Annotated in this window: 7 protein-coding genes; 5 read left to right on the forward strand and 2 right to left on the reverse strand. The window is 72.4% G+C overall.

Translation table 11 applies throughout. The annotated features are described in order from the left end of the window. Nucleotides 1-265 precede the first annotated feature (265 nt). Together C0010_RS14135 and C0010_RS14140 are read left to right on the forward strand one after the other, a co-directional pair. Complete coding sequence (locus C0010_RS14135; RefSeq protein ID WP_105567741.1) at nucleotides 266-1,207, forward strand: ribokinase; 942 nt, start codon at nucleotides 266-268, stop codon at nucleotides 1,205-1,207. A 150-nt stretch (nucleotides 1,208-1,357) separates the two neighbouring features. Then, complete coding sequence (locus tag C0010_RS14140; RefSeq protein ID WP_158685527.1) at nucleotides 1,358-8,308, forward strand: DUF7507 domain-containing protein; 6,951 nt, start codon at nucleotides 1,358-1,360, stop codon at nucleotides 8,306-8,308. A 141-nt stretch (nucleotides 8,309-8,449) separates the two neighbouring features. Here C0010_RS14140 and trhO read toward each other — a convergent pair whose 3' ends face one another. Then, nucleotides 8,450-9,343 (reverse strand): oxygen-dependent tRNA uridine(34) hydroxylase TrhO, encoded by an 894-nt coding sequence (trhO, locus tag C0010_RS14145; protein ID WP_105567743.1) that lies wholly within the window; start codon nucleotides 9,341-9,343, stop codon nucleotides 8,450-8,452. Nucleotides 9,344-9,482: 139 nt separating this feature from the next. On the opposite strand from trhO, the gene C0010_RS14150 reads away from it, so the two are divergent. The 3 genes from C0010_RS14150 (at nucleotide 9,483) to C0010_RS14160 (ending at nucleotide 12,118) form a co-directional block, all read left to right on the forward strand. Further along, the gene (locus C0010_RS14150; protein ID WP_232531972.1) at nucleotides 9,483-9,995 is read left to right on the forward strand and encodes an acyl-CoA thioesterase; all 513 of its coding nucleotides are present in this window, start codon (nucleotides 9,483-9,485) and stop codon (nucleotides 9,993-9,995) included. Between the two features lie 117 nt (nucleotides 9,996-10,112). Next, the gene (locus C0010_RS15075; protein WP_158685528.1) at nucleotides 10,113-11,546 is read left to right on the forward strand and encodes a variant leucine-rich repeat-containing protein; all 1,434 of its coding nucleotides are present in this window, start codon (nucleotides 10,113-10,115) and stop codon (nucleotides 11,544-11,546) included. A 65-nt stretch (nucleotides 11,547-11,611) separates the two neighbouring features. Beyond that, nucleotides 11,612-12,118: a GNAT family N-acetyltransferase gene (locus C0010_RS14160; protein ID WP_232531973.1), complete on the forward strand. Its 507-nt coding sequence runs from the start codon at nucleotides 11,612-11,614 to the stop codon at nucleotides 12,116-12,118. 120 nt (nucleotides 12,119-12,238) lie between these two features. Here C0010_RS14160 and C0010_RS15080 read toward each other — a convergent pair whose 3' ends face one another. Next, the gene (locus tag C0010_RS15080) at nucleotides 12,239-12,538 is read right to left on the reverse strand and encodes an ankyrin repeat domain-containing protein (RefSeq protein ID WP_158685529.1); all 300 of its coding nucleotides are present in this window, start codon (nucleotides 12,536-12,538) and stop codon (nucleotides 12,239-12,241) included. Nucleotides 12,539-12,681 lie beyond the last annotated feature (143 nt).

Here is a 12,681-nt window from a genome sequence, read left to right on the forward strand (position 1 = left end):
ACCCTGATCGAAGGCGTCCCCGCGATCAACGCACGATACGCCGCCAACCGGACCGACCAATCAAACACGACACCCATCAACAACCCCATCCCCATCAGGAGCGTTGCACTAAGAATCTGAAACGGCCGCGTTGTATGGAGCGGAATCTGTCACGGCGACGGAATCGGGTGCGGCGGGTGGGGGCGATGACGTCGGTGTTCGCGCGCGGGGGCCCGGCGGGGCAGGATGGTGGGGTGCGCCGAGCGGCGCCGGTGAGGAGGAGCGGATGAGCGTCGCGGTCGTCGGAAGCGTGAACATGGACGTCGTGGCGCGGGTGCCGCGCATCCCCTCACCGGGAGAGACGCTCCTCGCGCGCTCCTCGTCGCGCGGCGGCGGCGGAAAGGGCGCGAACCAGGCCGTCGGCGCCGCACGCGCGGGCGGGGCGCAGACGGCGTTCATCGGCGCCGTGGGCGATGACGCGGACGGTGCCCAGCTGCGCGCGTGGTTGGAGGCCGACGGCATCGACGTCAGCGGCCTCGAGACGGTCGCCGAGCCGAGCGGCGTCGCCCTCATCTCGGTCGATGACGACGCCGAGAACACGATCGTGGTCGTCGCCGGCGCGAACCGGGCCCTGACCTCCCTGACCGCGCGCCAGCGTGCGATCATCGAGGCCGCCGACGCGGTCGCGGCGCAGCTGGAGGTGTCGATCGAGCTCGTCGAGGCGGCAGCGGACGCCGCACGCGGGCCCGCGCAGTTCGTTCTGAACGCGGCGCCGTCGGAGGCGCTCACCGACCGCGAGACGGCCGCGCGCATCCTGCCCAAGGTCGACGTGCTGATCGTCAACGAGCACGAGCTGCTCGACGTGGCGGGCCTCGAAGACCGCGAGCAGGCCATCCGGGCACTCGCCGCCCAGGTGCCCGCGCTCGTCGTGACGCTGGGCGCCGCCGGCTCGGTCGTCGTGCTCGGCGACGAGCGCGTCGAGGTGCCGGCGTTCCCGGTCGCCCCTGTCGACACGACGGGCGCCGGCGATACGTTCTGCGGCGTCTTCGCGGCGCACCTGAGCCGCGGGGAGCTCCGCCTCGCCGACCTGGCGATCGCGGCCCGCGCCGCCGCGGCGGCCAGCGCGATCGCGGTGACGCGCGAGGGCGCGCAGCCGGCGGTGCCGACGGACGACGAGGTGGCCGCCCTGCTCGCCGAGGAACGGCCGAGCGAGATCCCGACGCGGTGACGGATTCCTCGCCCTGCGGCGCGGCCTGGGCACGGATGCTGCGACGGCGGCGCCCGGGTGGCGGCATCCGCCGCGCGCGGAGCGTACGGGGGCTCATTCTCCCGGGGTGAACGGTGTCGCCGAGAGCGTCGGTCGCGCTAGCATGCGATCGTGCCCCCTCGTATCAAAAGCCTGATCACAGAGGTGCGGAGCCGTGGGTTCCGCACCGTGGCCATGGGTGTCTGCGCCCTCGTCGCCGCGGGGGCGCTCGCCGCAGCCGTCGACGTCGCGGCGCCGGAGCCGGCCGCCGCCGCGCAGGATCCGACGACCTGCGGTGATGCTGCCGCGCTCGTCAACGGCGGGTTCGAGGAGCCGGTGGTCGCCGGCAACCGCTACGGTCTGCTCCCCCAGGGGGATGTTCCCGGATGGAGCACGACGGACACCCGCGGTGCCATCGAGATCTGGAAGAGCGGATTCAACGGTGTGCCCGCCGCCGAGGGCGACCAGTTCGCCGAGATGAACGCGTACAGCGCGGGCACGCTGTACCAGGACATCGAGACGACGCCGGGGCAGTCACTGTCGTGGTCGCTCAGCCACCGCGGGCGTGACGGCGTCGATGTCATGCGCGTGCTCATCGGCACACCGGACGACCTCGTGCAGTCCGGACCGGACCTGAGCGATGCGCGATCGTGGGGAGAGCACTCGGGCACGTATGTCGTTCCCGACGGCCAGACCACGACGCGATTCGCGTTCCAGGCGGTCTCGTCCTCGTCGTCCAGCAATGCGGCAGGCAACCTGCTCGACAACATCATGTTCGGCACGGGGCCCTGCGTCATCAGCGATAAGACAGTGGAGAACGTCACGACCGGCGCGGCGGGGGCTGAGGTCGGCGACGTGCTGAGGTACACCGTCACGACGCGCAACGACGGGGGCAATGCGTCGCGTGAGATGACCTCGACCGATGTGCTCGACCCCGGCCTCGATTTCGTTCCCGGATCGCTCCAGATCGTGAGCGGATCCGGCACGGGCACCCTCACCGACGCGTCCGGAGACGACCGCGGCGAGTACATCGACGCCGACCGCACGGTACGGGTGCGCCTCGGTGAGGCGGCGACGGAGTCGGCCGGCGGTGCGATGCTCCCCGGAACGACCACGACGTACAGCTTCGAGGCGCGCGTCAACGTCGATGCGGCGGACAGCACGCTCCTGAATGAGGCGCAGGTCGCCTTCTTCGACCCCGTACTGGGCGAGGACCGAGTCTCTGTGACCCAGACGACCGAGACTCCCGTCGGGGAGGCCGCCGACCTGGCGATCACGAAGACGCTCGAGACCTCGCCGCTCGTGGCAGGCGAGCCCGTCACCTACGACCTGACCGTGACGAACAACGGCCCGCAGGCGGCCGAGGACTTCACCGTCTATGACCCGGTGCCGGGCGTCCTGAGCGACGTCCAGGCGGAGACGGCCTCAGGATCCTGCGTCGTGACGAGCAGCGTGAACTGCATCGGCGGAGCGCTCGCGCCCGGCGACAGCGCCGAGATCACGATCACGGGGGTGCTGTCGCCCGACGCGCAGGCCGGCTCCGCCGTCGTCAACACCGCGCAGGTCGAATCCGCGACGATGGATCAGGACCAGTCGAACAACACCTCCACGGCGTCGAGCACCGTGACGGCAGTCGCCGATGTCGCGGTCGAGAAGACATTCTCTCCCGAGCAGCCGACGGCCGGGGAGGACGTCGTCTACACGATCGCAGCGACCAACGCCGGGCCGTCCACGGCCACGGATGTCGTGATCACGGATCCGCTGGATCCGGCGACGACGTTCGTGAGTGCGGAGTCCGATGCGGGCGCGTGCGACTTCGACGGCACGGCGGTGTCGTGCCCGGTGGGGTCGCTCGAGCCCGGCGGGTCGGCCGATGTCGTCGTGACAGCGACGCTGGCGGCCGACGCGGACGCCGCGGTGCAGAACACGGCGACAGTCGCGACATCCGCCTCCGATTCCGATGCGACGAACAACGCGAGCTCGACGAGCTTCGACCCGACGATCGACGCCGACCTCGCCGTGACGAAGAGCGCCTCGGTCGAGACGGCTACCGCGGGCGACACCTTCACCTACACGATCGACGTGACGAACAACGGGCCGTCGGCCGCGCAGAACGCCGTACTGACCGATGCGGTCCCGGACGGCCTGGTCGTGCAGGGCGTCGCACAGCCGGACGGAGCGGTGTGCTCGTTCGACGAGGCCTCGGCGCGGTGCGACTGGGCGGAGCTGCCGCCGGGTCAGACCGCGACGGTCGAGGTCGCGGTCCTAGTGCCGGAGGACGCGCCTGCGGGATCGCTGGTCAACACCGCGTCGGTGGCAGCGCCGTCCGACGATGCCGACACGACGAACAATTCGGACTCATCGACCGTCGTCGTCGACCAGAGCGCCGACATCGGCGTCGAGAAGACGGCGATGCCGAATCCGGGTATTCCCGGCACCGAGCAGTCGTTCACGATCACGGTGACGAACCACGGGCCGTCGACGGCGCGCGGGGTCACGGTCGCCGATGTGATCCCGAGCGAGCTCCAGGATGCGTCCGCCGATGAGGCGTGCACCCTCACCGGTGTGATCGGCGCCTGTGCGCTCGGAGACCTTGCGGCGGGCGACTCCGCTTCCGTCACGGTGACGGGCACAATAGCTCCGGACGCGACGGGCAGCATCTCGAACACGGCGCGCGCAACGTCGGGCACGCCGGATCCGAACGGCGACAACTACCAGAGCACCGTCACGGTGCCGCTCGAGCCGTCGGCCGACGTGTCGTTGACGAAGACGACCTCGACGCCCGAGGTCGTCCTCGACGGTGAGGTGCGATACGAGGTGGCGGTGCGCAACGACGGGCCGTCGACGGCGACGGGTGTGATCGTCGAGGACACCGTCGACGAGGGCATCGCGCTGACAGGGGCCGAGGCGTCCGTCGGCACCCTGTCGGGGAACATCTGGAACGTCGGAGCACTGCAGCCGGGCGAAGCGGCGACGATCGCGATCACGGGCGTCGCCCACGCCGAGGGCACGTTCACGAACACCGCCACGGCGTCGTCGGAGTCGCCGGACCCCGACGCGGACGACCTCACCGCCGCGGCGGACGTGACGGTCGCGGCGGCCGCCGACCTCGCGATCACGAAGACGATCTCGGACGACCCTGCGCCGTCGAACGGCGAGGTCACCTACACGATCGCGGTCGAGAACTTCGGGCCGAACGACGCGAGCGAGGTCGTCGTCACCGACGAGCTCCCCGCGGAGCTCCTCGACGCGACGACCATAGGCGAGGGCTGTGAGATCGCGGACGGCGTGCTCACGTGCGAGGCGGCTTCGCTCGCCGACGGCGACACGCTCGAACTCGTGGTCACGGGCACGATCGATCCGGCAACAGGATCCGACGAGATCTCGAACACGGCGAGCGTGACGGCGACGCAGGCCGACCCGGATGCCGACAACAACTCCTCGACCGTCGTCGCCCCGATCACGGGCGAGAGCGCGGTCGAGCTGACGAAGGCGGCGTCGCAGCCTGCCGACACGAACGGCGACGGCCGGGTCGGCGCGGGCGACGAGATCGAGTATTCGTTCGTCGTCGAGAACACGGGCTCGACGCGGCTCGCGCAGCTGGCGCTCGACGACCCGCTGCTCGGCGGCGCGGTCGAGTGCACGGCGTTCGACGGCGCGCGCCTCGCGCCGGGGGAGTCGCTCGAGTGCGGCCCCGTCGCGTATGCGCTCACGCAGGCGGACATCGACGCCGGCACGGTCGCGAACACCGCGACGATCACGGCGACCTCGCCCCGCGGTGATGCCTCGGACGAGGCGACGGCGACGACGATCGTGCCGACGGTCGACGCCGTGAGCCTGGCGAAGTCGGGCGGTACGCCGGCCGATGTCGACGGTGACGGCAGGCTCGGTGCGGGCGACACGGTCGACTATGCCTTCACCGTGACGAACACGGGAACGACGACGCTGACGGGCGCGGCGATCACAGACCCGATGCTGGGCGGCGCGGTCGCGTGCCCCGAGCTCGAGGACGCGGACCTGGCACCGGGCGACGCGATCGAATGCGCACCGGTCACCTACGAGCTGACGCAGGTCGACATCGACGAGGGCTCCGTGCACAACGAGGCCCAGGTGACGGCGGACGCCCCGAGCGGCGGCGTCTCCGACGACGCGTCGGCCGAGGTCGACGTCGACGGGACCGACGCGCTGGAGCTGCAGAAGAGCGCGACGGGCGTCACGGATGTCGACGGCGACGGCCGCTACGGCGTCGGCGACGAGATCGGCTACACGTTCACGGTGGTCAACACCGGCACGACGGCCGAGACGATCGTTGCGATCGACGACCCGCTGCTCGGCGGCGACACCGGATGCCTCACGGACGGCGCGGTGACGCTCGCGCCGGGCGAGACGTTCGAGTGCGGGCCGGTGGCGTACGCGCTGACGCAGGAGGACGTCGACGCGGGTGTCGTCGAGAACACCGCGACCGCCACGGGCGAGGGTCGAGCGAGCGTCGAGGACTCGGGCACCGCCGCGGTGCGCTTCGGGGCCTCGGCGGGCGTCGACCTGACCAAGACGGCCGCGGCCCCGGCGGACGCCGACGGCGACGGCATGATCGGCGCCGGTGACACCGTCGACTACACGTTCACGGTCGAGAACACGGGCACGGCCACGCTGACGAGCGCGACCCTCGAGGATCCGCTCCTCGGCGGCGACGTCGCGTGCGACGCGCTCGACGCGGAGATCGCCCCGGGCGAAGCGGTCGAGTGCGGGCCCGTCGCGTACCCGCTGACGCAGGAGGACGTCGACGCCGGCGCGGTGCACAACGAGGCGAGCGTCGTCGCGCAGTCATCGGCCGGCGAGGCGAGCGACTCCGACGCGGCGGATGTCGCGGTCACGGGCACCGATGCCATCGCGCTCGCGAAGACCGCCGGTGAGCCCGTCGACGCCGACGGCGACGGCATGATCGGCGCGGGCGACACGATCGACTACGCCTTCACGGTGACGAATACGGGCACGACGACGCTGGCGGACGCCGCGATCGACGACCCGATGCTGGGCGGAGCGATCGACTGCGCCGAGCTGGCGGGCACGGCGCTCGCCCCGGGCGACGCGGTCGACTGCGCGCCCGTCGCGTACGCGCTGACGCAGGAGGACGTCGACGCGGGCGTCGTGCGCAACGCCGCGACGGTGACGGCGACGGGGTCGGGCGGCGAGGTCTCCGACGACGCGGACGCGACGGCGACCCTCGCGACCGCGAGCGGCATCAGCCTCGCCAAGACGGCGGGCGAGCCCGTCGACGCGAACGGTGACGGTGCGCTCGGTGCCGGCGACACGATCGAGTACACCTTCTCGGTGGCGAACACCGGCACCACGACGCTCAGCGGCGTCGCTGTGACCGACCCGATGCTCGACGGCGCGATCGACTGCGCCGCGGGCGACGGCGGGTCCATCGCACCCGGGGAGACGGTCGAGTGCGCTCCCGTGGAGTACGTGCTGACGACCGATGACGTCGACGCGGGAGCGGTGAACAACACGGCGACGGCGACGGCAGAGTCGCCGCACGGCGACGTCGACGACACCGCGAGCGCGGAGACGACCATCGCGGGCACGAGTGCCGTCGAACTGGTCAAGACCGTCGAGGCCGTCTCCGACACGACCGGCGACGGGCGCGTCGGCGCGGGCGACGAGGTGACGTACGCGTTCACCGCGACCAACATCGGCACGCGGACCGTCACGGACCCCGCGATCGAGGACCCGCTGCTCGGCGGGCCGCTGGAATGCCCCGCGCTGACGGGCACCGAGCTCGCGCCCGGTGACGCGATCGGCTGCGGTCCGTACGCGTACGAGATCACTCAATCCGACGTCGAAGCGGGCGTCGTGCACAACACCGCGACGCTGACGACGGCATCGGCCTCCGACGACGCGAGCATCGCGGTGATGATCGCCGGCGCGGACGGCATCGCGCTCGACAAGACCGCATCGGCCCCCGTCGACGTGGACGGTGACGGGATGATCGGCGCGGGCGACGAGCTGTCGTACAGCTTCGCGATCAGCAACACGGGGACGACCGTCCTGACGGACATCGCGATCGACGATCCGCTGCTCGGCGGTGCGGTCGGCTGCCCCGCCGTCGAGGCGGCCGACCTCGCTCCGGGCGAGTCGGTCGACTGCGGCCCCGTCCCGTACACCTTGACGCAGGGCGACATCGACGTGCGGACCCTCCACAACGAGGCGACCGTCACGGCGACCGGCGCGGCCCCCGTGACCGACACCGCGTCCGCCGACGTCGACGTGGACGGCACCGACGCGATCGCGCTGGTGAAGTCGGCCGCGGCGATCGAGGATGCCAACGGCAGCGGGGCGCCGGATGCGGGCGACACGATCGACTACTCGTTCGCGGTGACGAACGCGGGCACGACGACGCTGACCCAGCTGGAGGTCGCGGATGCCCGGATCGACGGCGGCGTCGCGTGCGAGAGCACGGCGATCCTGCCGGGGGAGATGGTGGCCTGCGGCGCGGAACCGGTCGTGCTGACGGACGACGACGTCGCGGCCGGCCAGGCGGTCAATACGGCGACGGCCACGGCCGTCGGCGCCCGCGGCACTGAGGTCCGTGCGGACGACACGGTCACGACGCCGATCGAGGCGCAGCCGGCGGTCGCGCTGGAGAAGACGGGCGGCGGCTACGACGACGCGAACGGTGATCGCGAGGTCAGCGCGGGCGACACGGTGCAGTTCCGATTCACGGTGACGAACACGGGCGCGACGGCCCTGACGGACATCGCGATCGACGACCCGAAGCTCGGCGGAGCGGTCGCGTGCGACATCCCCGACCTCGCGCCGGGGGAGTCCGCCGAGTGCGGTCCGGTGGCGTACTCGATCACGGCGGACGAGGCCGCGTCCCGCACGGTCGTGAACGCGGCGACGGCGGCCGCGACCGGCGGTGCGGTCGTGGTGACGGCGTCGGATTCGGCGACGGTCGACCTGCCCGAGCTCGCGGTGACCGGCGGCTTGATCGTCGGCCTCGGCTGGGCGCTGCTGTTCCTGGCCCTCGGCGCGGTCATCCTGCTCCTGGCCCGCCGCTCTCGCCGCACGGCGATCTGACCCGGCGGGCGGGGCGGGGCAACGCCCACCCCGCCCGCCGCGGTCGCAACATCCGCGCTCCCGATCGCCGATCTGGCGCGGATTCTGCGACGGCGGCGGAAGGAATTCGGCTGAGAGGGCGACCGGGACCGCGGCCCGGGGTCAGGCCGCGGCGGCCGCCGCGTGCTCGGCGCAGGCGGCGCGATCGCCGCACGCCTCGCACAGAACGGTGCGGGCCCGGCACGACTCGTCGACGCAGTTCGCGATGCGCTCGCTCGGCGAGCCGCACGCGCGGCAGCGGCCGATCACGTCGCCGCCGAACGACACCGACTCGCGGCCGTCGAAGACGTACAGCGACCCCTCCCACAGGCCGGTCGCGCCGAACGCCTCGGCGTAGCGCACGATGCCGCCGTCGAGCTGGTACACCTCGTCGAAGCCGCGGCTCGTCATGAGGCTCGACAGGACCTCGCACCGGATGCCGCCGGTGCAGTACGTCACGACTGGCCGGTTCTTGAGGTGGTCGTACTTCCCGCTGTCCAGCTCGGCTACGAAGTCATGCGTTGTCGCGACATCCGGAACGATCGCGCCGCGGAAGCGGCCGATCTCCGCCTCGAACGCGTTGCGGCCGTCGAAGAAGACGACGTCGTCGCGCTCGTCGATCATCCGGTGCAGCTCATCGGGCGTCAGGTGCGCGCCGCCGCCGACGACGCCGGCGCGGGAGACCTCGAGCTCGTCGGGGGCGCCGAACGAGACGATCTCGTCGCGCACCTTCACGCTCAGGCGGGGGAAGTCGAGGCTGCCGCCGTCGGCGTCGAGGCCCGTGCCCTCCGACCACTTGACGTCGAGGCCCGCGAACGGTGCGTACTCCTTGGTCTTGCGCACGTAGCGCTTGAGCGCGGGCATGTCGCCGCCGAGGGTGCCGTTCAGCCCGTGCCGCGAGATGAGCAGGCGGCCGCGCAGGCCGAGCGCCTCGGCGAGGTCGCGCTGCCAGAGCCGGATCGCCTCGGGGTCGGCGAGCGGCGTGAAGACGTAGAACAGCAGGACTTTCGCGAGCACGCCTTACAGGGTACGGACCCTGGATGGGCGATCGCCCTGCCGATCGCGGCGGACGATGCGGCGGCCGCGACCCGACGCGGGGGAGCGGCGGCGGCCGCGTGGTGGTTGTATGGGGCGGGTGAACCTGTACTTCCGTCTGATGAGCCTGATGCTCCGTCTGCGCCGTGCGCCCCGCGTCTCGCTGTGGAGCGAGGTGCGCACGCCGTTCCGCGTCTGGCCGACCGACCTCGACCTGCTGCGCCACATGAACAACGCGCGCTACCTCGCGCTGATGGACCTCGCGCGCACCGACCTCATCGGGCGGGCGGGGTTCATGAAGGACGTCTCCGATCGCGGCTGGTACCCCGTCGTGAGCGCGCAGACGATCACCTACAAGCGCTCGCTGAAGCTGTGGCAGCGCTTCGTCATCGCCACGCGCGTGCTCGGCTTCGACGACCGGGCCGTGTACATGCACCAGGAGTTCCGTCGGGGCGGGAAGCTCGTCGCGCGCGCCGTCGTGCAGGCGCGGTTCCTGAAGCGCTCGGGCGGAACCGTCACCACCGCCGAGCTCCTCGAGGTGTCGGGCCCGCCGGCGGAGCACGTCGAACTGCCCGAGTGGGTCACCGACTGGGCCTCGTCCATCCGGATCAGCTCGGCCGACGCCGCCGCCTGACGCGCGCGGCGGGGCATGGGGAGTTCTGCTCGCGACGGGCGGCCGCCGATGGCGGCCGGTAGTCTGGCGGGGCCGGTCGGTTCAGGTTCCGGCGGCCAGCGCGACACCGGGGGAGACATGTCCGACCGCGACCTTTCGAGCTACACCGAGCAGGATCTGCTGCGCGACCCGTTCTTCGACCAGTCGACGCTCGGGCACCTCGCGACCGCGCGGCCCGATCTGCGGCCAGCGATCCTCGCTCATCCGAACGTGTACCCCGAGCTCGCCGAGTGGTTGCGGGCGCAGGCGGTGCAGCCCCCGGCCGATGCGGCCCGCCCCGGCCCGACCGACCCCGCCCACGACACGGCGGTCGGTGGTGCCGTCGGGGAACAGCCCATGTCCGACACGGTCCGCGCCGGCGAAGCCCCGGTGTCGGGCGGCTACGGCACCCCCTCCGCGGCCCCGTCCGCCGGCCCCGGAATGGCGGCCCAGGGGCCGTCCGGCTCGGGCTGGGGCCAGCCGGGTGCATCGGTTCCCGCTCAGGAAGGCGCCGCGAGCGCCGGCTGGGGCCAGCCGGGCGCCTACGCCCCCGCGCAGGCCGAAGGCGCCCCCGCGTCGGCCGGCCCGCCGGACCCAGCCGGATGGAGCGACGCGTTCCGCGCGCGCACCGGGCGCGAGCCGTCGCTCGCCGAGTACCAGGCGGCGGTCGCCGCCGGTCAGGTCGCGCAGGGACGCGACGACTCGTGGGCGAAGGTCTCGGCCGGCGCCGCACAGGTCGCCGACGGGGCGAAGGACTTCTTCCAGAACCGTGTCGCGCCGGCCGCGCAGGGCGCCGCCCGCGACTTCCAGCGCGCCGTCGGCGATGCGCAGGCGACGCCGTTCGCGAAGGCCGTCTCGATCGCGGGCTTCGTGCTTCCCGCCCTCGCGCTCGTCGCGATCCTCCCGGTGTTCCTGCCCGCGGTGTCGATCTCCGCGATGGGGATGTCCGAGAGCGTCAGCTTCTGGGATTCGGGCGAAGGCGTCCTGCTGCTGATCGCCTTCGCGCTCACGGTCGCGGCGGGCGTCACCGCGATCATCGTGAAGGCCCTGTGGGCCAGGATCACGGTCGCCTGTCTCGGCATCGGATCCGCCCTCATCGGTCTGATCGACTCGATCGCCGTGATGGTCGGATCCGGTGATCTCGCCGACGTGGGCGGCGGCATGCTCGAGGTCAGAGCCGACGTCGGCTTCGGCGTCGTCCTGCTGCTGATCCTGTCGATCCTGTTGCTCCTCGCGGGCATCGCGATGCTGCTGCCGACGCGGAAGAAGCAGCCGAAGCCGTCCGCGAACCCGTGGCAGCAGGCGGCACAGCCCGGCCAGCAGCAGCCCGCGCCGGGTTACGCGCCCGATGCGCGGCAGGCGCCGAACGGGCAGCCGCAGCAGCCGGTGCCGGGAGCACCGCCTGTGCCCGGGGCTCCGCCGGTTCCGGGCGGCCCCGCGCAGTTCGGCGACTACTCCCGGCCGCCGCTCGACGACGCCCCCTACGGGCAGATCCCGCCGCGCCCGCAGCCGCCGCAGGCGCCGCGCGGCTGAGCCGGCGGGCGCCCGCGCCCCGGGGGCGGGTTCCGGAACGCCGCGGCGCGTGCCAGAATCCGAGAATGGAAGGCGACGACGGCGCCGCCGAACTGACGATGCGCGCCGTGACCCCCGGCGACGCGGACATACTCCGCGAGGCCACGCTGCGCAACATGAACTGGTCGGGCGAGCGGTTCACCATGGACGACATCCGGAGCAGGCCCGAGTTCGCCCGCTACTCCGCACTCGTGCCGGAGCGCGGAGACTTCGGGATCGTGGCGGAGGACGACGCCGGCTGGGTGTGCGTCGCCTGGCTGCTGTTCCTCGACGCCAGCGACCCCGGCTACGGCTACGTGCGCGACGGCGTGCCGGAGCTGAGCATCTGCACGCGGGAGGGCATGCGAGGGCGGGGGCACGGGCGCCGGGTGATCGAGCGCGCGATCCGCCAGGCGCGCTTCCACGGCGTCGAGGCGATCAGCCTGAGCGTCGAGCCGGGCAATGCGGCGCGGCACCTGTACGAGGCGGTCGGCTTCGTCCCGGCGCCGCAGGCGGCCGATGAGGGGGCCATGATCCTCGCCCTGAAGGGCTGAACAGCGGGACCGCCGCCCTCACCGCGCGGTGGGGCGGCAGGCGCCGGATCATCGGAGCGGACGCGGCTCCCACCGGGGCGCCGCCGGGCCGAGCCGGCTCGCGTCCCGAGACGACCGGGCCTACGCCGGGTCGGGGTCGAGCTCCGGGTGGCGCTCGGCGCCCGCGTGCACGAGGCTCTCCACGACGTCGTGGTGCCCGCGCGAGGCCGCGGCGATGACCGGTGTGACGCCGCGATGGTTCCTGTGAGCCAGGTCGGCACCGCGCGCGATGAGCCCGCGCACGAGCTCGACGTGCCCGCCCTGCGCTGCGAGCAGCAGCAGCGAATCGCCGTTCTCGTTCACGCTGTTCACGTTGTAGCCGTCGTCGATCTCCTGCAGCAGCACCCTGTCACCGGTGCGCGCGAACGTGTACAGGTCCATGTTCCGAGTATGGAGCGAAGCCGAGCGGATGTACACCGTTCGTCGCGCGTTCGTCGTGACGGAGCATCCGGATGCTCCGTCGGAGCCGCCGATGCCCGCTCGGCACCCCCTTGTGCGCGCGCCGAACCGGGAGCACGCTGGAG

Origin of the sequence: Microbacterium halophytorum (assembly GCF_002970975.1) — a bacterium.
GTDB classification, from domain to species: Bacteria; Actinomycetota; Actinomycetes; order Actinomycetales; family Microbacteriaceae; genus Microbacterium; species Microbacterium halophytorum.

Excerpts from the sequence above, each read along its gene's own strand:
- C0010_RS14135 (WP_105567741.1), top strand. The coding sequence starts at position 266 with ATGAGCGTCGCGGTCGTCGGAAGCGTGAACATGGACGTCGTGGCGCGG.
- C0010_RS14150 (WP_232531972.1), top strand. The coding sequence starts at position 9,483 with ATGAGCCTGATGCTCCGTCTGCGCCGTGCGCCCCGCGTCTCGCTGTGG.
- C0010_RS15075 (WP_158685528.1), top strand. The coding sequence starts at position 10,113 with ATGTCCGACCGCGACCTTTCGAGCTACACCGAGCAGGATCTGCTGCGC.
- C0010_RS14160 (WP_232531973.1), top strand. The coding sequence starts at position 11,612 with ATGGAAGGCGACGACGGCGCCGCCGAACTGACGATGCGCGCCGTGACC.
- C0010_RS15080 (WP_158685529.1), bottom strand. The coding sequence starts at position 12,538 with ATGGACCTGTACACGTTCGCGCGCACCGGTGACAGGGTGCTGCTGCAG.